Below are 22,481 nucleotides of genomic sequence, written 5' to 3' on the forward strand. Positions count from 1 at the left end.
CGTAATCAGGCTGAATAAGAATAATAAAAATAAATAGAGGGAACGTTTCATATGACGCAAAGCAAAAATGCACATGATTATACGGTGTTTTCTGGTGACTCTCGTGATAACTCCTTGGTTCATGCCGCAAACCCTCTGTTGAATAGTATCCCGCAGATCCGCCACTCCACAGAACATCCAGATCCAATAGGCTTACGACAAAAATTGATCGATGAAATCCGGGGCTTTGAAGTGAAATGCCAGCAAGCCAAACTTCCTTACGAAGTGATCATCGGAGCACGTTATTGCCTGTGTACCGCGCTGGATGAAGCTGCGGCATTAACACCCTGGGGAGTTCGTAGTGTCTGGTCCGGCAGTGGGCTACTGGTTACCTTTCACAATGAAACGTGGGGAGGTGAAAAGTTTTTCCAGCTATTAGCGACATTATCACAGAAACCAAAAGAAAATTTGTTTCTGCTGGAACTCATTAATTTTTGCCTACAACTTGGATTTGAGGGGCGTTACCGCATTATGGATAATGGACGCTCCCAATTGGAAACCGTGAAGCAACGTCTATTCCAGTTAATTTATTCAGTCCGTGGAAACCATCCCCCGGAATTATCACCGGTGCTCAAGAACACTACGGCACCGAACAAACTCTGGCAATCCCCTTTCCCGATATGGGCCGGTGTCGCGGTGATCAGTTTTTTCGTTTGTATTTTGTATATTGGGTTGAACTGGCAATTAGGTGATCTCGCCAGCCCTGTATTAGCCACAATCTATCAAACCAATTTGCCTAACGTGTCAGTTAATGATCGGATATCACCCGCCGTAGCCGTACCTGCTGTACCTGCCGTACCACCGACGTTGAATCTGCAAGAGATGCTAAGGAAGGAAAATGCCACAAGATTACTGAATGTGGTCGATTCGTTTGACAGAAGTATCATCACCTTGCAAGGTGATGGATTATTCAAAACAGGTTCCACACACATTAACAGCCATTACTTGAATATTATCAAGAACATTGCTGAGACAATAAACCGTTTCAAAGGTGAAATTCTGGTTATTGGTTATACCGATGACGTTCCCATGTACAGCGCGAGTTTTTCATCCAACTATGCACTATCACTCGCCAGAGCCAAGGCAGTAAAAAGAGAACTTCAAAAATATCTGGATCAACCCGCACGTGTCAAAACGGAAGGAAGAGGAGCCAGTAACCCTTTAGTGCCAAATGATACACCGAGCCATCGAGCTAAAAACAGACGTGTAGAAATCATACTGTTAGTGTCTCCTGTAAATTAGTTTCTCCTGTAAATCAGACGGAGTGAGAAAACTGAAACATGTTGAACGCCATTCTTTCCATCATTACCAGCCGGTTAATGTGGAGTTTACTTGGAATAACCGCCATTTCTTCCATTATCTGGTTTATTGGGCCTATTATTTCCATCGGCAGCATGGTGCCTTTTGAATCAAATTGGGTACGCATAATTACCATCGCCTCATTATTTCTTATTTGGGTTTTAATTCAGTTAGTGCCCCGCCTTTACCGGGCATGGTTGGATAAAAAAAAGTTATCTAATCAATTGAGCAAGGACAGTAAGGAAAACAAGGAGAATGACGAAAGTGAACAGGTTCAATATACAACAACACTGTCAGAACGTTTTTCTCATGCTTCACGGCTCCTGAAAAACGCCTATTTTTATGGACTGAATACCAAATACAAACCGAATTGGAGGCATTTCTTCAATCGACAATACTTATATCAATTACCATGGTATGTCGTTATCGGAGCACCTCATTCAGGGAAATCTACCGCACTGGCAAATTCCGGCCTGCATTTTCCATTATCAGACCATTTCGAAAAATCGGCACTGTACAGCATGAAAGGAATTAATGACTGTAACTGGTGGTTCACTAATGACGCAGTCCTGCTGGATACGGCGGGACGATATATCACACAAGATACGCAGCCAATACAAGACGCCAGTGAGTGGAAATGTTTCATTAAGCTGTTGAAACAATATCGTACACGCCAGCCTCTCAATGGCGTCATTATGACTGTCAGTGTGGAAGATTTGCTGAATTTATCCAAGGAAGCCCGTGAACGGCAGGCTTATATGTTACACAGGCGCTTAGCAGAATTACATGAACAGCTTAAAATCCGGTTTCCGATTTATGTCATCGTCACGAAAACAGACTTATTAAAAGGATTTAATGCTTACTTTGCTCATTTTGACAAGACGCAACACAATCAAATCTGGGGATTTACTTTCCCGTGGAATAAAACTGACTGGAATATAAGCGATTTTTTTGAACAGCAATATGATCTGTTACAAAAAAGATTAGATGCAGAATTACCCAATATTTTACTGCAACACAATATGCCTCGGCACTGTGCCGAAAGTTATTTATTTCCACAAGAATTCGCCGCATTACGTCCATTAATTGGGCAATACCTTGAACTCGTATTCGCTAAATCTGGATTTGAAATTCCTTACTCTCCACGAGGGCTTTATTTCACCAGTGGAATGCAAAAAGACGTGCCATTTGATAAGGTCATGGAAAGGCTTAACCATCATCTCCAATTACCAACAGATAATAATAGTTGTTCACTATCATGGAACAATCATCAGGCATGGCAGAATAATGAGGACTTTTTACATCAACCTCCCATTAATCAGCCTCAAATTCATCAGGCTTATTTTCTGAAGAACTTATTGGGAAATATTTTTCAGGAAGCGGGACTAGCCAGTTACAACCGCTGGTGGGTATACCGCAGTTATCTGCTGAATGGACTGGGTTATACGATTCTGGTTACAATTTTGGTATTCATTATCACCTTATTTTTTACCAGCTATAGCAACAACAAAAATTACCTCATAGAAGTACAGGCTAAGATCCCCCCTATTCTTCGCCAAGGTGCTGAATTAAAAGATGCTGAGTTAAAAAAAGAAACCAATAATATCGATACTTATTCCCTGCTACCTGTTTTGAACAATCTGGCTAATTTGGCGAAGAGTGAGAAATTTTCACTTGATGATCCCCCTCTATCCTACCGGATGGGATTGTATTGTGGTGAACAGATTAGTGATGCAAGCAGAACCCTATACACAAAGACATTAAATTCATTATTGTTGCCACAAATCGCACAGTTAATAACCTCTGAGTTGCGCCAAGACAAAGATGCTAATGTGGATAGCGCATACAATACGCTGAAAGCTTATCAAATGTTATATCAGCCCAAGTATTATGACAGTCAGTTTTTACGTAATTGGGTAATGCAATATCTGCAAACCCATTTGCAACCCAGTATTCCCCAAGACCAAGAACAGTTTTCTCAAATTGACAGACATCTTAAACAACTGCTGGACAATCAAATTGTCACATCACCCTATATCCGTGATAACCAACTGGTGGAACAAAAACAGGCTCAGCTCAGCAGCATTCCACCAGCACAACGCATCTATACTCATTTGAAGTATAACTTGTTGAATAACGCTAATTTACCGCCGGTAAGCCTGATAACTCTTGCAGGTCCTCAAACTGAACTTGTTTTTTCGCGTATCAGTGGTACACCGATAACCCAGGGTATACCCGGAATGTTTACTCCGGCAGGTTATAAAACAGGTTTTGGCAAGGATCTCAACGCGCTTATCGATACGCTGTACAGTCAGGATAGCTGGATACTGGGAAAATATGAAAGAAAACAACCTCCTAAAGAGATCGCATTTTTTGTACGCCAGTTTTATATCAATGATTATATTTATCAGTGGGATCAATTTCTGTCTGATATTCGCCTGAACAATATCACCAATATGGAGCAACGCGCCAACATGGCCCGCTTATTAGCTTCAAATCTTTCTCCCATGCGTCATCTGCTGATTAATATCAGTAAGAATGTCACCTTGGATGAAGGGCTGAGCAATGGCAAGGCAGATAAAATAGGCAATCTCGTCAATAATCACGCTAAATCATTAACAAAACTCGTCCCCAATCAACTGCGACCAGAAGACGAACAACCTACACCAGAACAAACACTAAAAGAGCATTTTGCACAAATCACTGCATTGGCAAAAATCTCTGATGGCAAAACCAAAAAAATTCCTTTTGATAATATATTGAAAAAAATCAATGAATTATATGAATACCTGAATTCGGTACAAGATGCAGCGAATATAGGTATGCCTGCACCACCAAATAAAATCATTATGCAGCTACAGGCAACGGCTGAACTTCTGCCCATCCCGTTCAGAAATATGATTTCTTCATTGGCGATGGGTGCCAACAGTGATACGCAGCTCAGTGATATAAAGAATATCGGTAAGCATCTTAACGCAGAAGTCAGCAGTTTCTGCAATCAGGCGATTGCCAACCGCTACCCGCTGTCACATAGCGCCCGTAATGATATAAAACCCAATGACATGGCACGAATGTTTGCACCCGCAGGCATGATGGACAGCTTTTTCCAGAAGAATCTTGTGGGAAAAGTGGATACCAGCCAACCAGACTGGCGTTTTATCTCAGTAGTGGATGGAAAAGTATCGCCGGAAAATAAAGAATTACTCAAGCCATTTAAACAAGCTGAGATTATCCGCAATACCTTTTTTACTGGTGAAGCCACTGCGCCTTCATTCCAAATCATCGTGCGCACGGTTGATATGGATTACAACATATTGAGCATGATACTGGATGTAGACGGTCAGCAATTACAATATAGTCACGGCCCTCCCGTTTCACAGCGGTTCAATTGGCCCGGTCCCGGTAAAACAAATCAGGTTCGCATCCAATTGAATTTAGCAGATGGAACAACAGCCAGCTTAATGGCTTCTGGCCCGTGGGCTTTAAACCGCCTGCTAGATTATGCGAAACCTTTTCCACAACAACAAAGCGCCAGTAGCGATATGAGCCTGTCAGCAACATTCAACATCAATGGTCATCATATTTCATTGAAATTTATCCCAAACAGTATTTTTAGCCCATTTCAGCTACCCAATTTCACCTGCCCCAACTTAATAAATTCATAAAAATCGGTAGCGTATTTAATCATCAACACGAGCAGAAAATGACTATGAATATTGATGCCTTACTTAAGCCAATCAGCACCGAATCGCCCTGTGGAGAAGATTTGGAATACGATGCCGAATTTATGGAGTTAGAACAATCCTTGTTCGGAAAAGTAGAACAGCAATTTGGTGATATTACTATTCCCGCAGAACAGCCCAACTGGACAGAAGTAGAAAAGCAATCCATAAAATTATTGAGTCGTACTAAAGACTTGCGTGTCATCATAGCGCTAACACAATCATGGTTAGAAATGCGGGGATTATGTGGTTATGCCGATGGTATGGATTTGCTCAGGCAAACACTGGAGCGCTATTGGGAGGAGGTCTGGCCGACACTGGAGTTTGAGGGAGAATATGATCCGTTGTTTCGCCTTAATATACTCGCGGCTATTGAAGATGATTCACCTCTTACCTTACAAGTGAAACGTTCCATTCTGCTGAAAAGCATTTCAAAAGAATTGTCATTACAGGAAGTCTTTTCATTACTTGACGGAACAATAACTGAAATTTGTGGCTATACAGGTGGGCGCACTCGATTGGTGGAAGAATTAAAACAACTAGGTGATAACCCCGAAATTACAGCCGTAATAAGTATTCGCGATCACCTTATCGCAATACTGAACATTATTGGCAATAAATTACCAGCAATATATGTGCCTGAATTATCTAATCTTTTAAAGAATTTAAATAAGGTAATCGAATTTTGCCACGCACCAGTATTTCAATCAGCAACCCATGTTTCTGACAAAAACATTCCTGACAAAGGAAAAATGCCGGATGCACCAACACCAATCCCCCCCTTTGCGGAACGGACAAACTCCCTATTATCAAAGAATACGGAAAATAAGACATCAACGTATTGGAGCGAAGTAGAAGCCAACAACCGTGATGAAGCACGCATGTTATTAGAGAAAGCCAAAGACTATTTTCTTAAGTATGAACCCAGTCATCCTGCTCCGATGATGATTGCCCGCATTCAGCGGTTAATTGATCGTGATTTTGTTGATATTGTTTATGATCTTGCCCCAGATGGACTAAATCAACTCGAAATCATTTTTGGTCGTCAGGATAACTGAGACACAGAGTAAAGTTAGCCGTTTCTACTCTTATTTCAACATGCCTTATTAGCGACTCATTTCTTATTAACTTATTAACTTATTAACTTATTAACTTATTAAGCTGTCAAATTAATTAGCCAGTAATGGAGAATTTGCTATGAAATCCAGTGGACAAAAATTTATCGGGCGAAATCGTCCCCCACGTGTACAGATTGAATATGATGTTGAACTTTACGGTTCAGAACAGACAATTCAATTACCATTTGTTATGGGGGTAATAGCTGATTTAGCCGGAAAGCCGATAAAACCCTTGCCTGAGGTCAATGAACGCAGCTTTTTGGAAATTGATATTGATAACTTTGATGAGCGCATGAAATCAATAAAACCCCGTGTTGCTTTTCAAGTCGACAATACGTTAACAGGGGATGAAAAGCTGAGTGTCGTAATAGACTTTGAAAAAATGGAAGACTTTCAACCTGATGCCATTGCTAAAAAAGTGGAGCCGTTGGCTAAACTGCTGGAGGCACGGACCCAACTGGCAAACTTATTATCCTATATGGACGGTAAAAACGGCGCAGAACAACTGATCTCCGAAATTCTGCAAAACCCGGCCTTGATGAAATCTCTGGCCGAAGCGCCCAAACCTTCAGAAAGTGCTACTGAAACAGAGAATACCCCTGAAGAAGAGACTGAAAATAAGGAGTCATAAATGAGCACAACTGAACAAGAAACTGAACTTCAGCAAGAGCAAGAACAGGTACCGAAAGAGTATACGCCTGATGAGCTGAGTGTACTCCTGAATAAAGAATTTCGACCCCAAAGTGATCAGACTCGCAATGCCGTTGAAAATGCGGTGAAAACGTTAGCTCAGCAGGCGCTGGAAAATACTGTCACGCTCTCCGGTGATACCTACCGTACCATTCAGGCCCTCATTGCTGAAATCGATAGTAAATTATCGCAACAAATTAATCATATTTTGCACCATGACGAATTCCAGGCTCTGGAAGGCGCCTGGCGCGGCCTGCATCATCTGGTCAATAATACTGAAACTGACGAAATGCTGAAAATCCGTGTGATGTGCATTTCCAAAAAAGAGTTGGGTAGCACATTAAAACGTTTTAAAGGCGTCAGTTGGGATCAAAGCCCTATCTTTAAAAAGATCTATGAAGCAGAATATGGTCAGTTTGGTGGTGAACCATACGGGTGTCTGGTTGGTGATTACTATTTTGACCATACCGCGCCTGATGTTGAGCTTTTGCGTGAAATAGCACAAATTAGTGCAGCAGCCCATTGCCCATTTATTACAGGTGCCGCACCAAGTGTGTTGCAAATGGAATCCTGGCAAGAACTTTCTAACCCACGCGATCTGACCAAAGTTTTTCAGAATACGGAATATGCCCCTTGGCGCAGTTTGCGTGATTCTGAAGATATTCGTTATCTGGGGTTGGCGCTACCCCGTTTTCTCTCTCGTCTGCCTTATGGCAACAAAACCAACCCCGTAGACGCTTTTAATTTTGAAGAGGATACGGAAGGCCCCACACACAGCAACTACACTTGGGCCAATTCTGCTTATGCTATGGCCATTAATATAAATCGTTCATTTAAACTGTATGGCTGGTGTACTTCTATCCGTGGCATAGAGTCCGGCGGACTCGTGGAAAATCTGCCTTGTTATACTTTCCCAACCGATGATGGGGGAATTGATATGAAGTGCCCCACTGAAATTGCAATTAGTGATCGTCGTGAGGCAGAATTGGCAAAGAATGGTTTTATTCCGTTGTTACATCGCAAGAATACGGATATGGCAGCATTTATTGGCGCACAATCACTCCAAAAACCAGCAGAATATGATGATCCTGATGCTACTGCTAATGCGAATCTTTCGGCTCGTTTACCTTATTTATTTGCTTGCTGCCGTTTTGCCCATTATTTAAAGTGCATTGTGCGCGATAAAATTGGATCTTTTCAGGATCGGGAGGATATACAAGGCTGGTTAAATCAATGGATCACAAATTATATTGATGGTGATCCCATTAATTCATCTCAAATAGCCAAATCCATGAAACCTTTGGCAGCGGCTGAAGTTCAGGTCGAAGAAGTAGAAGGTAACCCTGGGTATTATAATGCAAAATTCTTCCTTCGCCCTCATTACCAATTAGAAGGTTTAACAGTGTCTTTACGACTTGTATCAAAATTACCCTCAGCAAAATCTTAGCTATTTTCTATGCCATTTCTATTAATAATGTACTGCTGATTCTAATCCATTTCAAAAAATGAAGTACTTATAGGAGTAACATATTATGAGTGTTCCTTTTAATAACTTTTTCCTAAAAGTCGACAAAATAACAGGTGAATCTCTAGATTCTGATCATAAAGATTGGATAAATATCTTCAGTTCAAGTATATGTTTATCAAACGCAGTATCATCAGTTGTCACCGGAGGTCATGCAGGACGTGGCTATATTAGTCCTCTGATTTTTTATACTGAATTTAATAAAGCTTCTGTAACGATTTTAGCCAGTATGTTCAGGAAGACAACCCATGCTTGGGCAGTAATAGAACGTTGCGTATCAGGCCCAGGAGATAAGTCTCTTCCTATAGAAAGATTTATTTTTATTGATGTTGCTTTTGACACTAGTGATGTAAATATTAGTCCAGATTCCAGCGGAATATCATTAGCTATTACCGCCAAAAAATTCGGTTTTGCTTATTTCCCGCAAAATGATCAGGGAGTACAACAGGCTGCCGTTTTATTTGGTTATGATCTTACCGCAGGGAAGGAAGTCACTATATCAACATTAGGTGATCTGGGTGCGCATAAAGGTAGTGCGCCTTCTGCCACATAAAATTTATATTAATACTTACAAAATGGATTCACATTATAATAATCCCCTTTTCCCAAAAAGGGGATTACTTCCACCAACAATAGGCATCCATAATTATGCGATTCACCATTGTTAAAAATACCGGAACAAACCAACCGCCACAACTCAGTTATGATTTTACACCACCTGGCGGTACTATTGGCCGTAGCACGGACAATAACTGGGTTTTACCCGATGAAGAACAGGCCATAGCCCGTTTACAGGCGATTGTTTCTATTTCTTCCGATGGCGAATGCCGCATGATTAATCGTGGTACTGCTTCTGAGATTTCACTGAACACAATCCCAATGGCACCCGACCGTCAGGTTGAAGTTTGTGATGGTGATATGCTGAATATTGGTGATTATCAAATTCAGGTTGTTAATATCAAACAAAGTACACCACCCTCGGCCACAACGCGAACGCTCAATACGACTGAATCTTCCAACAATAAACCGGGGGATATTCCTAATGAGGTCTGGGACGGATTGGAAAATATTTTCACTCCAACAGAGACTACACTAGCGCAAACGACACCATTGAATGATGATAATCCGCTGATAAAGCCCCAACAACATCAGGAACGTAATCCTATTGATCCACTGGAACAAATGGAGACAACAATCGACCTTGATAGCCTGCAATTCCGTGCCACTGATCCTATTACAATGTTTAATCCTGATACCGATTTCCAACAAGAAAATATTCTGAATGACACCACGCCCAGCGCGTTATTACAGCAAAGTAATCAATATGGTAATCAGAACAATAAGCAGGAAATTGATCCTCTGGTACTATTTGCCAATAAGCATACTCAGGGGAATATTAAAAATGATGATCCCTTGAACTTAATGCTAAATAATGCTGAACCACTGGCGCCTTTGGATAACATAACAGAAGAAATAACCAAGAACTCAGTAAAAAATCCATCAGACACTGAACTCCAGAATCAAAACTATTATCAAGAACCTGTTAATTATCAAGATCATTCTTTTCGTCATGATAATAACAGTAAAAATGACGAAAGTGTCGGCGAACGTCTTGATATTGATCCCATCACCTATACCCCACATCCACACCAAACAGATGAAGTTAAATTAGAAGGTAAGTTTCTGGAAGCTTTATTAAACGGTATGGGACTCAATTATATTCAACAACCCCAGTTTGATGAACATAAAATATATCAATTGGGGAAATTGGTCAGTCAGCTATCCCAAGGCATTATGGCTCTTAATGCTTCAAGAACCTTGTTAAAACACAAGACAGATGCAGACATGACCCAAGTTTTGGCTGATGCCAACAATCCGTTTAAACTTTTACCTTCAGGCCAGGCTGTATTGGTTCAGATGTTTGGTAACCAGATGCCTGGCTTTATGTCACCAGAACAAGCTACGCGGGATATTTTAATTGAACTCCAAGCCCATCAATTAGGTATGATCGCCGGATTACGTACCATTACAGCAGATATCCTGCAATTATTCGATCCTAACGTTATTGAACAAAAAGCACACAAAGAGGGTGGATTTCCTCGTTTATCATTAACATCAACTTATAAAGCCGCTTTATGGGATTATCTCGCTAAACATTATCAGAAAACAGTACATAAACTTGATCAGGATGATGCTTTATTCGGGAAAAATTTCCTGCAAGCCTATGAGGCAGAAATACATCGATATAAATGTTCTCAAAATAAACCAAATAAATAAAAAGAATTAATTTTTCTCTCCTCTAATTTTTTCGTCACTTCAACCAATATCACCCATAACCATAATACCTAATAGGTGACTAATGAATGACAATATTACTTTATTATATGGCGGTTATCATGCGAGAAAACCTCCGCGCATAACAGCCAGAGATAAAATGCTGCCTTCTTTACTTGACAGGCTCACAGATAACGACACTGTCAAGAAAAAAGAAACTGTCAACAATTACCTATTATCACACAAAGCCCTGCGGCAAAATGTACTACGGGATTTGCAGTGGTTACTTAACAGCATCAATCGAGAACCTAATCAAGATCTTTCCTCTTTCCCAGAAATACAACACTCTGTTTATAACTTCGGCATGGAACCACTGGCCGGTAGAAATATGTCTGATATCGAATGGTGCGATATTCAAAATAAGATTATTAATGCCATTCGTATTTTTGAACCGCGCATCATTCCCGATAACCTTCAGGTGAACTGCATTTCCGATATAAATTCACTGTCGCTATACAATATATTATCCATCGAAATAAAAGGGTTTTTGTGGTGTATTCCCTGGCCACTTGAATTTTTATTCCGCAGTGATATCGATCTGGAAAATGGTTATTTCATTATGAAAGAAACAGGATAAAAACAGGAAAAATCATGGATAGCAAGTTATTGGAATATTACAACCGAGAGCTGGTGTATTTGCGTGAAATGGGAAAAGAATTTGCTGAACGCTATCCCAAAGTTGCTAACCGCTTAGGAATACATGGCATTGATATCGCTGATCCCTATGTTGAGCGCTTGTTAGAAGGCTTCGCTTTCCTCACCGCCCGCATCCAGTTGAAAATGGATGCGGAATTTCAACATTTTTCCCAGCATTTATTGGAAATGCTGTATCCCAACTATTTGGCCCCTACCCCCTCAATGGCGATCACCGAACTCAAACCAGATATGAGTAAAGGGGATGTCAGCCACGGATTTCTGGTTCCCCGCGGAACTATCATGCTCTGCCAGACATTGAAGAAAGAGGGAATTACTTTTCAATATGCCACAACTCAAGATGTCGTTTTACAACCACTGAATTTACAAAAAGTGGAGCTTGGCAAGATCCCGGCCAACATTCCTCTTATGGGATTAAATCTTCATCAGTATGGTGCCGTCAGCGCACTGCGGATCCGCTTTGCCTGTCAGGGGAAATTTTTCCTTAACGAACTGGATTTAAGCACGCTGACTTTTTTTCTTTCAGGACCCGATATTCAGTCCCAGAGATTGCTGGAATTGATTATGGAACACTCTGTTGGCATGGTATGTCAGACGCTAGGTGAAACGCCACAGTATCAGGTATTGCCTGATATTTCACCGCATCACGAGGGTTTTGAAGATAATCAGGCAATGTTACCTAATGATCCTCGTAATTTCAGTGGGTATCGCCAGATTCAGGAATATTTTGCTTTTCCTGTACGTTTCCGTTTCTTCAGTATCCGTGGAATGCAATCTTTGCTGGAACAAACAGAGAAAGAAAGCGAATTTGAACTGATTCTGCTTCTGGACAAAATCGATAGTGACTTAGAAAGTTTGGTCGATGCCTCTTATTTGGCACTGAACTGTACTCCCGTGATTAATCTTTTCCCGAAAGTGACTGAACGCGTCACTGTCGATGAAAGTACCAATGAGTATCATCTGGTTGTGGATAATATCCGTCCACTGGATTACGAAATTTTTTCTGTACAACATTTATATGGCGTTGATGAAAACCATAACGAAGAACGCATATTTCGCCCTTTTTGGTCAACGAACAGTGATGATAAAAGCAATTATGGAGCGTATTTCACCCTACGCCGCGATCCCCGTATTTTGTCTGAACACGCTCATCACTACGGAACCCGTACCAGCTATATCGGTACAGAAACATTCATCTCAATTGTCGATGAACACCATTCTCCATGGCCTGACGCACTAAAATATTTAAGTGCCGATGTTATGTGCACCAACCGTGATTTACCTGCGATGTTGCGACAACAAGATATCGACAGTTTTGCTATGCTGGAGTCCATCCCTATTAATCAAATTGTGTTTCTTAAAAGGCCAACCATTCCACATCCCGCTCTGGCAGAAGGCGCTATATCATGGAATTTAATTAGCCAACTTCAAATTAATTATTTGAATTTTATGGATAAAGATAAAAAGGAAAGTACTCAGGTACTACAGCAATTATTAAGCCTATATGCCACCCTTGCTGAACCCGCAGTGACACGCCAAATCAATGGAATACGCCATTGCTCGCTAAAAGAAATCTATCGCCGGACAACCGAGCCGGGTCCAATTGTCTTTGCCCGGGGTGTCAGCATTAAGCTTGAAGTGGATGAGCAAGAGTTTGCAGGAACCAGCCCATGGCTTCTGGGCAGCGTGCTGGAAAAATTATTTTCGCGTCTGGTAACCATGAACTCATTTATAGAAATGACACTGCATAGCCAGCAACGCGGGCAGATAGGTTTCTGGCCTGCCCGTATAGGCAGCAAGAAATTGTTATGAGCATGATATATATAAAAAACATGAAGACGGATATCATTACCATTCATCGTATATGTCGCTTACCAAATACTTTTTGGCAACAACTTACTCAGGCACCGTGGAAATTCGATTTATTCCAGACTCTGCGTCGAATAGATGCCCAATCCGGAGAATATTATCGGCTAGGAACGGCTCCGTTACCGCGATATGAACCTCTACGCCTGGGACAAAAAGCCTCAATGGTATTCGCGCCTTCGACGATTTCAGAAGTTCAACAACGGGAAAATTCGAAGTTGTATGATATTCTCATTTACAGTTTCGGGTTATTTGGTCCCAATGGGCCACTGCCCCTGCATTTAACCGAGTATGCCTATTCACGGGAGTATACTTATCACGACTCAACGTTAAGCTCCTTTGCCAATTTATTCCATCATCGACTAACACTTCTGTTCTACCGGGCCTGGGCTAACGCACAACCGGTTTCCTCTTTGGACAGGCAGGACAATCAGAAATTCTGCCGTTATCTGGCCTGCCTGATAGGTACGGGATTACCCGCCCAACAGGATCTTGATACTCTCAGTCGTAACACTGCCAATGACACCATCAAAAGCCACGCTCGTTACTCGCTAGCGGGTCATCTTTCCCGCCAATGGCATAGTGCGGAAGGGTTGGAAAAAATCCTGCTCTTTTATTTCAAAGTCCCCGTCAGAATCATCCAAAATATTCCACAATGGCTGAAAATAGAAACTCAGGATCAGGCTCGATTGAAGGCGGGACGTCATATGCCCAGTTTAGGCAAATCTGCCTTCCTGGGTATCGCAGCATATGATATTCAACATAAATTCCGCATTGAGCTGGGGCCATTAACCCAATCAGAATATGACATGTTTCTGCCCGGACAACCTAAAGCGCAGCAATTACGTGATTGGGTATATCAATATCTGGGTATTGAATATGTATGGGATATCAGGCTAGTACTTGATAAATCAGCCATAACAGAAATGCGTCTGTCAAAAACAATAAAATTGGGCCTGAATAGCTGGATTGGACAAGTTACCCAATCAGCTCACTATGATGATTTAATCTATAACCCAGAATCCCCCCGGAACGAATTCTAATCTATTTCTATTTGCCTTTGGTTAACTTAACTTCTCCCATAAGCAACAACTATTATTGCGGGTTATATTTATGTCAGAAATCAGTCGTTCTGTTCTCTTTGGTAAACTTAATCGTTTGTTATTCACTTCGCTGGAAAATGCCACAACATTTTGCAAACTACGCAGTAATCCTTATGTCGAACTGGTGCATTGGCTGCATCAACTCATGCAACTGCAAAACAGTGACCTGCAACTCATTATCCGTTACTTTGCACTGGATGAGCCCAGTCTGACAAAGGATATTATTGCAGCACTGGATCGTTTACCACGCGGTGCCAGCACGATATCCGATCTCTCCGAACACATTGACAGCGCTGTAGAACGCGCTTGGGTATACGGTTCACTGAAATTTGGTGTTGACAAGATCCGCAGTGCGCATTGGCTAATTGGTATGTTAAAAACGTTCAATCTGCGCAATACGTTGAAAGCCATTTCCCCGCAGTTCGATCGTATCAATACAGATACTTTGGTGGATAATTTCAACGCTATCTGCGGTAGCAGTAATGAAGCACAAGAGAGTACCGAATTATCCCTCAATAATACGCAAACAACGGTACAACCATCGGCTGACAGCGCGTTACAAAAATACGGGCAGGAACTGACTGCCCGCGCCCGTAATGGTGATATTGATCCTGTATCGGGGCGCGATGAAGAGATCCGGCAAATTATCGACATCTTGATGCGGCGACGTCAAAATAATCCCCTACTGACAGGAGAAGCAGGTGTTGGTAAGACTGCTGTCATTGAGGGATTGGCACTGCGGATTACAACAAATGAAGTCCCCCCTCCTCTACAAAACGTGCAGCTTTGGCTATTGGATATTGGTATGTTACAGGCCGGTGCAGGGGTCAGAGGTGAGTTTGAGTCCCGCTTACGCAAAGTGATTGAAGAAGTACAATCCAGCCCAATTCCCATTATTCTGTTTATTGATGAAATTCATACTCTGATCGGTGCCGGCGGACAACAAGGAACCGGGGATGCCGCCAATTTGTTAAAACCCGCATTGGCACGGGGTCAATTACGGACTCTTGGCGCGACCACATGGTCAGAATATAAAAAATATATCGAAAAAGATCCGGCCCTTACGCGCCGTTTTCAAGTTGTTCAGGTTCATGAACCGGATGAAACCAAAGCATTGCTGATGCTACGCAGGCTGGTGAATACACTGGAGAAACATCACCATGTCCTTTTATTGGATGAAGCTGTTGAGGCAGCGGTACGTCTCTCGCACCGCTATATTCCTGCTCGCCAATTACCTGATAAAGCGATAGCTTTGTTGGATACCGCTTGTGCCAGAGTTGCAATCAGCCAGCATGCTGAACCCCCTCAGTTAGAAAACTGTCGCCATCAAATTGATGCCTTGCAAATTGAACTGGAAATCGCTGAACGGGAATCAAAAGTCGGCATTGGGGATCAACAACGGTCAGAAACTATCCGCGAGAAACTCTCTGTACTGGAAGAAAAACGGCGCCAACTGGAAAATCGCTGGCAACAAGAACTCGCCCTGATTGATAAAATTATTCACCTACAAACTCAGCTTCATGAACAGCAGCACCATGATGATATCGATACCCTCCATACTGAGCTGACAGAGCTACAGCAGCAATTGAAAATTTTGCAAGGAGATATCCCGCTTATTTTCGCTACAGTAGACAGTAATGTTGTTTCTGCCGTTGTATCGGATTGGACGGGCATCCCGCTCAGCCGTATGGTAAAAGACGAAATCGAGGCTGTATTACATTTAGCTGATACACTCAACCAACGTGTCATCGGCCAGTACCACGCCTTAGAATTAATCGCAAAACGGGTGCGTACTTCACGAGCCAGATTAGATGATCCCAATAAACCGGTTGGTGTATTCATGCTATGCGGCCCATCCGGTGTCGGCAAGACTGAAACCGCGTTGGCACTGGCAGAAACGTTATATGGTGGCGAGCAGAATCTAATCACCATCAATATGAGTGAATTTCAGGAGGCACACACCGTATCCACATTGAAAGGTGCTCCTCCCGGTTACGTAGGTTATGGTGAAGGTGGCGTGTTGACCGAAGCAGTTCGTCGCCGCCCCTACAGCGTGGTATTGCTGGATGAGATTGAAAAAGCCCACCCCGATGTTCACGAAATTTTCTTTCAGGTCTTTGATAAAGGTTGGATGGAAGATGGCGAAGGTCGCCACATTGATTTTCGTAATACCATCATTATCCTGACATCCAATGTTGGAGCTGATTTAGTTAGCTCACTGTGTTTACAATCAGCCACTATCCCAGACCCAGAAAAACTCAGCACAGCATTGCGAAAATCGCTACTACAAGTATTTCCTGCCGCTTTGCTAGGGCGCTTAATGGTTATACCTTACTACTCATTGAGTGATGAAGTGATGTCAAATATCGTTCATCTGCAATTAAATCGTATTAAAAAACGCTTACTGGAGAACCACGGCATTATAGCTACATTCGATAATGCTCTGGTTAAACATATCGTCGAACGATGCACAGAAATCGAATCAGGAGGCCGCATGGTAGATGCCATTCTGACCAACACCTTGCTACCACAAATCAGTCAGCATATTCTTTCTGCCACTGCTAATGATCAACAGTATCATCAGCTACAAGTATTTCTCGAACAAGGTGAGTTTCACTGTCAATTCACGAATTAGGCTTGTGAGCAGGAGACTATTTATTATGCCGAACTTTTATAATAACCATTATTATAATAACTACTCTTATAATAATTATCCTTATAATAACTATTTCAGTGGCAATCATCCATCTTTACACGCACTACCTGTTGGGTATTGCTTGAACGGATTTGAGATCGAAAAAGTTATTGGCAGTGGCGGGTTCGGGATTGTGTATCGTGCCTGGGATCACCGACTGAAACGAAGCATTGCGATCAAAGAATATATGCCTTCTTCTTTGGTAATACGTGAACAAAATTTAACGTTAAAACTACGCAGAGGAGATTTCAGAAAAAGATTTCAAATGGGGCTGACTAATTTTATGCGTGAAGCGCATTTTATGAGTTGTTTCAATCACCCATGCTTACCATTTTTTCTTCATTTTTGGCAACAAAACTGCACTGCCTACATTGCAACACCTTTTTACCGTGGAAAGACGTTAAAGGCATTGCAAGTGACACAACCAGAAATTATCAATCAACGCTGGCTCAGCAACATTTTATATCCTTTGCTTGATGCACTTAATACGCTTCACCAAGCGGGTTATCTGCACTGTGATATTTCTTTGGATAATATCTTGATTCAAGAAAATGGAGCACCGGTACTACTCGATTTAGGCTCAACCAGAAAACTGAACGAACGACTGTCTGATGAACTTGAAGTTACCATAAGATCAGGTTTTACGCCTATCGAACAATACACCGCCAATGAAGAAGGACAGCTAGGCCCCTGGACAGATATCTATGCGATAGGGGCAGCACTTCATACTTTAATTACAGGAACTCCCCCGCCAGTCAGTATCGTGCGTAATCTTGAAGATAATTATCAACCTCTGGCCGAACGGAAACTTGCTGGTTATTCACTCTCATTTCTACATGCTATCGATCGCGCTTTAGCCATTCAACCTTCTGAACGACCAATGACCACGTCAGAATTAACAACGTTGATAAAATCATCTGCTGTAGAACCCTCCTTGCCCTTGACATTATCTGATTTTGGTACGCTATCAGAGTACTGACAATCTATTCCCTGTGGATTTCAAGATGACAATATGCAGATATAAATAATTATTGTGTAATTTAAGGGAGTCTGGCCATGATATATAGAAAAAGATCGTTGAGTGTTAATCATCATCATGATTTTTTATCAAATCCATTACGGGAAACTAAATATAGGTATCAAAGTGCAAAAACGATATTCACGTTAATAAAAAATAAAAACGCCTCCGCCAGAGATAATCTTTGGCGGAGTATTTAAAATCAATAATTATTCATCTTCATGTTCAGAGGTATGCTTCTTTCCACTCAATCCATATTCACGTAGTTTATTCGCTATTGCAGTATGAGAAACACCAAGCCGTTTTGCCAATTTACGCGTACTGGGATAATGGCGATAAAGGCGCGTCAATACAGAACGTTCGAAACGCTTGCTGATTTCATCCAAAGACCCCACCAGCACATCTTCACTAAATGCTATCTCTGATTCTAATTCAGGTAACTGAATATCCTGCGGGCATAGTTTATTCGTCTCAAGCTGAGTCAACGCATGATAGATAACATTCCGCAGTTGTCTGACGTTCCCCGGCCAGTGATAACCAGACAAAAATGGTTCCAAATCAGAAGAAAGCTTAGGCTTGGTTAAACCCTGCTCTTGTGCAAAACGCGTAACAAAGTAATCTGTCAGCGGCATAATATCCGCCCGACGCTCCCGTAAGGGAGGTAATGTAATAGTTAACACATTCAGCCGGTAATAGAGATCTTCACGAAACATCCCTTTTTGCACTAACTCAACCAAATTCTTCTGAGTCGCGCATATAATCCGAACATTAACTTTAACTTCATTATCTTCACCAACGCGGCGGAATGTGCCATCGTTCAAGAAACGCAGCAATTTATTCTGCATTTGTGGCGACATTTCACCGATCTCATCCAACAAAACCGTTCCGCCATTCGCCTGCTCAAAGAAACCTTTTTTGCCTTCCATCGCATTTGGGTAAGCTCCCGCCGCATAACCAAACAGCTCACTTTCGACAACATCATCTGGCATGGAAGCACAATTTAACCCAAGAAAAGGCTCTTTTCCTCTGGCACTCCGCAAATGACAAGCTTTAGCAAATTCATCTTTTCCGGTTCCCGTTTCTCCAATAAGCAGCAACGGGGCATCAAGCATTGCCATTTTACGTGCCTGCTCAACGACATGAACCATTTTAGGACTGACGGCAATAATTTGCTCGAAAGCACGATCATCATTCACCGTTAATCGTTTAAGCGATGATTCAATATTTTTTTCTGAATGACGTGATTCAGCACGCAACATAATTACAGCGCCTACACACCTGACGACCTGATTTTCATCTGTTAACTGCATAGGAACAATATCCATCTCATAGTCCTGCCCTTTGATGGATAAATGTGCCGAATGAGGTTGGTGGTGCTCACTTTCGAGCCAGCGGAGGAAATTGTAATTGTTAATCAGATGACTGATGTTTTTTTGGCTTATCTTTTCTTTACCGAGGCCAAATAGTACCAATGAAGCGGGGTTAGCCAGCTCGATGTTTCCTTTCATATCAATAGAAAAGATAGGTTCAGGAACCGATTCCAACAATGTCCACATCGCCCTATGCTCTTTTTCTGACGGCATAAAGGCGACCGTCCGAACATCAATCACTCCGCTGATGCGGCGAATTTCCGCCATCAATAAGCGAAAGGTGTTGAAATCAATCTGAGTAAAATTAAGGTAAATACGACGAGCAGGAGAAATCTCAATTCCTTTCAGGTCAATATTTCTTAAAACCAGTAAATCAAGTAACTCACGAGTTAACCCAATTCGATCCTGACAAGTAACTTCTAATCGCATTATTTTGACCTTATTTACACGATGTGCATAACCTTCTGAAATGTTACCCGTTACTGTGCAATAGATGAAGCCCTTGTCAGCAAAAGTTTACGATAAAATAAGTTGTCAATCTGGAATGACAGTAGCCACTGTTTGGCTACTGTATTTTGGTGACTGTATTGTTCTCGGTCTTTTTGGTTTTTGTCATCGGTAATGTGCTTTTAAGCTGGGTTAGTAATTGGTGGCGAAAATCCCCCAGTTTCGGCTTGTCGCCATCAATCCACGGCAAAGGACGGCACAGTTCCATTGCTTTAATACCCAGACGTGCAGTAAGCAGCCCCGCGCCAATTCCCTGAGCAGCACGCGCTGAAAGACGGGCGGCAATGTCTTGAGACAACCAGTCCATGCCCACTTCTCTCACTAATTCTGACGCGCCCGCAAAGGCAATATTCAGCAAGACTAACCGGAACAGACGAATGCGGCTAAAATAACCTAATTCGATTCCATATAGTGCCGCTATGCGATTAATCAAACGAATATTTCGCCACGCAATAAAGGCCATATCGACAATAGCCAACGGGCTGACAGCAATCATTAAAGCAGATTCTGCCGCAGAACGACTGATCTCTTTCTTCGCTTGTACATCTAAGACCGGCTGAACCAATTTGCTGTATAACATGACTATTTCACGGTCATTGTGTGTCTCATGTACAGCCGCCTGCCAACGCTGCAATGCCGGGTGCTGTTGCTCAATTCCAGCTTGCTCTGCCAGTTTTTCGCAAAATTGACGCCCTTTACCAATACCATGGCTTTGCAACAGCACCTTCGCAGTATCTCGCTCTTCAGTACGCTGGCGTAAGTGATAGAGACGCCGCCACTCTCTTATCACTGTGCCGATTCCCGCAAAAATAATCAGCCCACCCGCTGCTGCAACACCCAGTGCAATCCAATCATTCTGCTGCCATGATTGATATATCCACTGAATAAACTGTGCAATCACACTGACACCTAACAACAATATTGCGCCGGAAAAAATTTTTCGCCACAAACTCCGTTTTGGTTTCAATGCCTGATTGACAGCACCTTCAAATTCCCCCTCTTGTTCCTCTGCGTCCAGTTCAGGCATAACCGGATAGAATTCCTTTTCCTGCCCATTGAATTCTTTTTTTGATTTCAGCGACGGCTCTGACGATGTTGGTGCAAGATCGTCAAAATCCATTCTCGGTTTCAAAGGCTCGGTCATGTTAATTTATCTCCCAGTAAAAATTCCATTGCGCTATCCATGCGAATATGGGGTAACGGCATATCGATATTGGCTTGTTTCGGCCTGAATGATTCAAAATTGAACCCCTGTTTTTGCCAAAAATCGCTGTTCGGCAAACGCTGTGGCACTTCTCCCGGAAAGAATGTCATTGATTTATCATCTGACAAGCGGTTGCCTTTAATGGCAGGAATTTTTTCACCATCATGAATGACAATACCACTTTCTGTTGCCTGAACGGATGCAAGCCCCACACAATCCATACTGATCCCTTCAAACGCCGCGTCTTGCCAGGCTTCCTGAACCAATTGCTGTAAAAGAGAAACAAGGTTGGCATGTTGATCCGCTGTAATATGATCAGCTTTGCTGGCCGCAAACATCAATTTATCGATACAAGGGGAAAATAAACGACGAAACAATGTTCGTTTACCATAATGGAAACTCTGCATAAGCTGTGTCAATGCAAGCCGCATATCGTTAAAGGCTTGTGGGCCACTGTTCAAAGGCTGTAAACAATCCACCAGAACAATTTGCCGATCAAAACGGAGGAAATGCTCTTTATAGAAACCCTTGACGATATGATCGCAATAATAAGCAAAGCGCTCCCGCAACATTCCAATGTTAGTATGTTTATCCGCCTTGGTTAATTGAGGCTCTCCAATTCTGTCGATATCCGGCCATGGGAAAAATTGCAGCGCTGGCGCTCCCGCTAAATCCCCCGGTAATATAAACCGCCCTGGCTGAATAAAATGCAACCCCTGTTGTTTGCATTGATGCAGATAATCGGTATAAGCCTGAGCGATTCTGGCAAGTAAATTTTCATCAGCAGGCGCCAATGGATCACATTGTTTGCATAATTCCAACCACGGTTTAGCCGAATTCGCTCTTTCCCCTTTGAGCAATCCATTCATATGTCGTGACCACGCCAGATAATTTTGTTCCAGCATGGGTAAATCGAGTAACCACTCTCCCGGATAGTCAACAATTTCCAGGTAAAGGGTGGAGGTTTCCTTTAGATAACGAAAGAGAGAATCTTCAGAGCGATAACGCAAAGCCAAGCGAATTTCGCTCACTCCACGCGTTGGTATTGGCCAATACGGTGGTGTATCTTGCAATGCGGCAATATTTTCATCATAAGCAAAACGGGGAATACCAAAATCTCGCTGTGGTACCCGCTTTACTCCCAGCAAACGCCCATCACGCACAGCAGAAAATAGCGGCAATCTGGCTCCGCTATGCACATGCAGTAACTGGTTTACTAAAGAAGTAATAAAGGCGGTTTTTCCGCTGCGACTTAGTCCTGTTACCGCCAGCCGCAAATGGCGGTCCATTCCACGATTAACAAGCGCTGAAAGTTCATTTTGCAACCGTTTCATGTT

The 22,481-nt window shown here is 42.3% G+C and carries 15 protein-coding genes; 12 read left to right on the forward strand and 3 right to left on the reverse strand.

Going from position 1 to position 22,481, the window contains the following annotated elements:
- The first annotated feature begins 51 nt into the window (after positions 1-51).
- The 12 genes from Xenpb_RS10620 to Xenpb_RS10675 all read left to right on the forward strand — a co-directional run bounded on the left by Xenpb_RS10620 (position 52) and on the right by Xenpb_RS10675 (position 18,024).
- Complete coding sequence (locus Xenpb_RS10620) at positions 52-1,281, forward strand: DotU family type VI secretion system protein (RefSeq protein WP_187654293.1); 1,230 nt, start codon at positions 52-54, stop codon at positions 1,279-1,281.
- A 38-nt stretch (positions 1,282-1,319) separates the two neighbouring features.
- On the forward strand, positions 1,320-5,003 hold the full coding sequence (gene tssM, locus Xenpb_RS10625; protein ID WP_187654294.1) for a type VI secretion system membrane subunit TssM: 3,684 nt from the start codon (positions 1,320-1,322) through the stop codon (positions 5,001-5,003).
- Positions 5,004-5,041: 38 nt separating this feature from the next.
- A complete protein-coding gene (gene tssA / locus Xenpb_RS10630) occupies positions 5,042-6,118 on the forward strand; it encodes a type VI secretion system protein TssA (RefSeq protein ID WP_255523106.1) in 1,077 nt (358 codons plus the stop codon).
- A gap of 139 nt (positions 6,119-6,257) precedes the next feature.
- Positions 6,258-6,809 (forward strand): type VI secretion system contractile sheath small subunit, encoded by a 552-nt coding sequence (gene tssB / locus Xenpb_RS10635; RefSeq protein WP_187654295.1) that lies wholly within the window; start codon positions 6,258-6,260, stop codon positions 6,807-6,809.
- A complete protein-coding gene (gene tssC / locus Xenpb_RS10640) occupies positions 6,810-8,315 on the forward strand; it encodes a type VI secretion system contractile sheath large subunit (protein WP_187654296.1) in 1,506 nt (501 codons plus the stop codon). It abuts the gene before it with no gap.
- Positions 8,316-8,400: 85 nt separating this feature from the next.
- Positions 8,401-8,946 carry a type VI secretion system tube protein Hcp gene (locus Xenpb_RS10645; RefSeq protein ID WP_187654297.1) on the forward strand — a complete coding sequence of 182 codons (546 nt, stop codon included), beginning with the start codon at positions 8,401-8,403 and terminating at the stop codon, positions 8,944-8,946.
- A gap of 95 nt (positions 8,947-9,041) precedes the next feature.
- Positions 9,042-10,670: a type VI secretion system-associated FHA domain protein TagH gene (gene tagH / locus Xenpb_RS10650; protein WP_222942948.1), complete on the forward strand. Its 1,629-nt coding sequence runs from the start codon at positions 9,042-9,044 to the stop codon at positions 10,668-10,670.
- Between the two features lie 82 nt (positions 10,671-10,752).
- On the forward strand, positions 10,753-11,304 hold the full coding sequence (locus tag Xenpb_RS10655) for a type VI secretion system baseplate subunit TssE (protein WP_187654298.1): 552 nt from the start codon (positions 10,753-10,755) through the stop codon (positions 11,302-11,304).
- A 14-nt stretch (positions 11,305-11,318) separates the two neighbouring features.
- Positions 11,319-13,193 (forward strand): type VI secretion system baseplate subunit TssF, encoded by a 1,875-nt coding sequence (gene tssF / locus Xenpb_RS10660; RefSeq protein ID WP_187654299.1) that lies wholly within the window; start codon positions 11,319-11,321, stop codon positions 13,191-13,193.
- 2 nt (positions 13,194-13,195) lie between these two features.
- Positions 13,196-14,290 (forward strand): type VI secretion system baseplate subunit TssG, encoded by a 1,095-nt coding sequence (gene tssG, locus Xenpb_RS10665; RefSeq protein ID WP_255523111.1) that lies wholly within the window; start codon positions 13,196-13,198, stop codon positions 14,288-14,290.
- A gap of 70 nt (positions 14,291-14,360) precedes the next feature.
- Positions 14,361-16,985: a type VI secretion system ATPase TssH gene (gene tssH / locus Xenpb_RS10670; RefSeq protein WP_187654300.1), complete on the forward strand. Its 2,625-nt coding sequence runs from the start codon at positions 14,361-14,363 to the stop codon at positions 16,983-16,985.
- Positions 16,986-17,010: 25 nt separating this feature from the next.
- Positions 17,011-18,024, forward strand: a complete 1,014-nt coding sequence (locus Xenpb_RS10675; protein WP_187654301.1) for a serine/threonine-protein kinase — start codon at positions 17,011-17,013, stop codon at positions 18,022-18,024.
- A gap of 248 nt (positions 18,025-18,272) precedes the next feature.
- Here the strand turns inward: Xenpb_RS10675 and tyrR are convergent, their stop codons facing one another.
- The 3 genes from tyrR to Xenpb_RS10690 form a co-directional block, all read right to left on the reverse strand.
- On the reverse strand, positions 18,273-19,862 hold the full coding sequence (tyrR, locus tag Xenpb_RS10680) for a transcriptional regulator TyrR (protein WP_187654302.1): 1,590 nt from the start codon (positions 19,860-19,862) through the stop codon (positions 18,273-18,275).
- A 136-nt stretch (positions 19,863-19,998) separates the two neighbouring features.
- Complete coding sequence (locus tag Xenpb_RS10685; RefSeq protein WP_187654303.1) at positions 19,999-21,084, reverse strand: YcjF family protein; 1,086 nt, start codon at positions 21,082-21,084, stop codon at positions 19,999-20,001.
- Positions 21,081-22,478, reverse strand: coding sequence for a YcjX family protein (locus Xenpb_RS10690; protein WP_187654304.1), 1,398 nt, complete (start codon positions 22,476-22,478; stop codon positions 21,081-21,083). The genes Xenpb_RS10685 and Xenpb_RS10690 overlap by 4 nt, the downstream gene beginning before the upstream one ends.
- Positions 22,479-22,481 lie beyond the last annotated feature (3 nt).

It is taken from the genome of Xenorhabdus sp. PB62.4, from assembly GCF_014467285.1.
Taxonomy (GTDB): domain Bacteria; phylum Pseudomonadota; class Gammaproteobacteria; order Enterobacterales; family Enterobacteriaceae; genus Xenorhabdus.

What these genes read in the sequence shown, in the direction of transcription:
- tssF (WP_187654299.1), top strand. Translation starts at nt 11,319, where the DNA reads ATGGATAGCAAGTTATTGGAATATTACAACCGAGAGCTGGTGTATTTG.
- tssB (WP_187654295.1), top strand. Translation starts at nt 6,258, where the DNA reads ATGAAATCCAGTGGACAAAAATTTATCGGGCGAAATCGTCCCCCACGT.
- Xenpb_RS10620 (WP_187654293.1), top strand. Translation starts at nt 52, where the DNA reads ATGACGCAAAGCAAAAATGCACATGATTATACGGTGTTTTCTGGTGAC.
- Xenpb_RS10685 (WP_187654303.1), bottom strand. Translation starts at nt 21,084, where the DNA reads ATGACCGAGCCTTTGAAACCGAGAATGGATTTTGACGATCTTGCACCA.
- tssA (WP_255523106.1), top strand. Translation starts at nt 5,042, where the DNA reads ATGACTATGAATATTGATGCCTTACTTAAGCCAATCAGCACCGAATCG.
- Xenpb_RS10690 (WP_187654304.1), bottom strand. Translation starts at nt 22,478, where the DNA reads ATGAAACGGTTGCAAAATGAACTTTCAGCGCTTGTTAATCGTGGAATG.
- Xenpb_RS10645 (WP_187654297.1), top strand. Translation starts at nt 8,401, where the DNA reads ATGAGTGTTCCTTTTAATAACTTTTTCCTAAAAGTCGACAAAATAACA.
- tyrR (WP_187654302.1), bottom strand. Translation starts at nt 19,862, where the DNA reads ATGCGATTAGAAGTTACTTGTCAGGATCGAATTGGGTTAACTCGTGAG.
- tssG (WP_255523111.1), top strand. Translation starts at nt 13,196, where the DNA reads ATGATATATATAAAAAACATGAAGACGGATATCATTACCATTCATCGT.
- Xenpb_RS10655 (WP_187654298.1), top strand. Translation starts at nt 10,753, where the DNA reads ATGAATGACAATATTACTTTATTATATGGCGGTTATCATGCGAGAAAA.
- tssM (WP_187654294.1), top strand. Translation starts at nt 1,320, where the DNA reads ATGTTGAACGCCATTCTTTCCATCATTACCAGCCGGTTAATGTGGAGT.
- tssC (WP_187654296.1), top strand. Translation starts at nt 6,810, where the DNA reads ATGAGCACAACTGAACAAGAAACTGAACTTCAGCAAGAGCAAGAACAG.
- tssH (WP_187654300.1), top strand. Translation starts at nt 14,361, where the DNA reads ATGTCAGAAATCAGTCGTTCTGTTCTCTTTGGTAAACTTAATCGTTTG.
- tagH (WP_222942948.1), top strand. Translation starts at nt 9,042, where the DNA reads ATGCGATTCACCATTGTTAAAAATACCGGAACAAACCAACCGCCACAA.
- Xenpb_RS10675 (WP_187654301.1), top strand. Translation starts at nt 17,011, where the DNA reads ATGCCGAACTTTTATAATAACCATTATTATAATAACTACTCTTATAAT.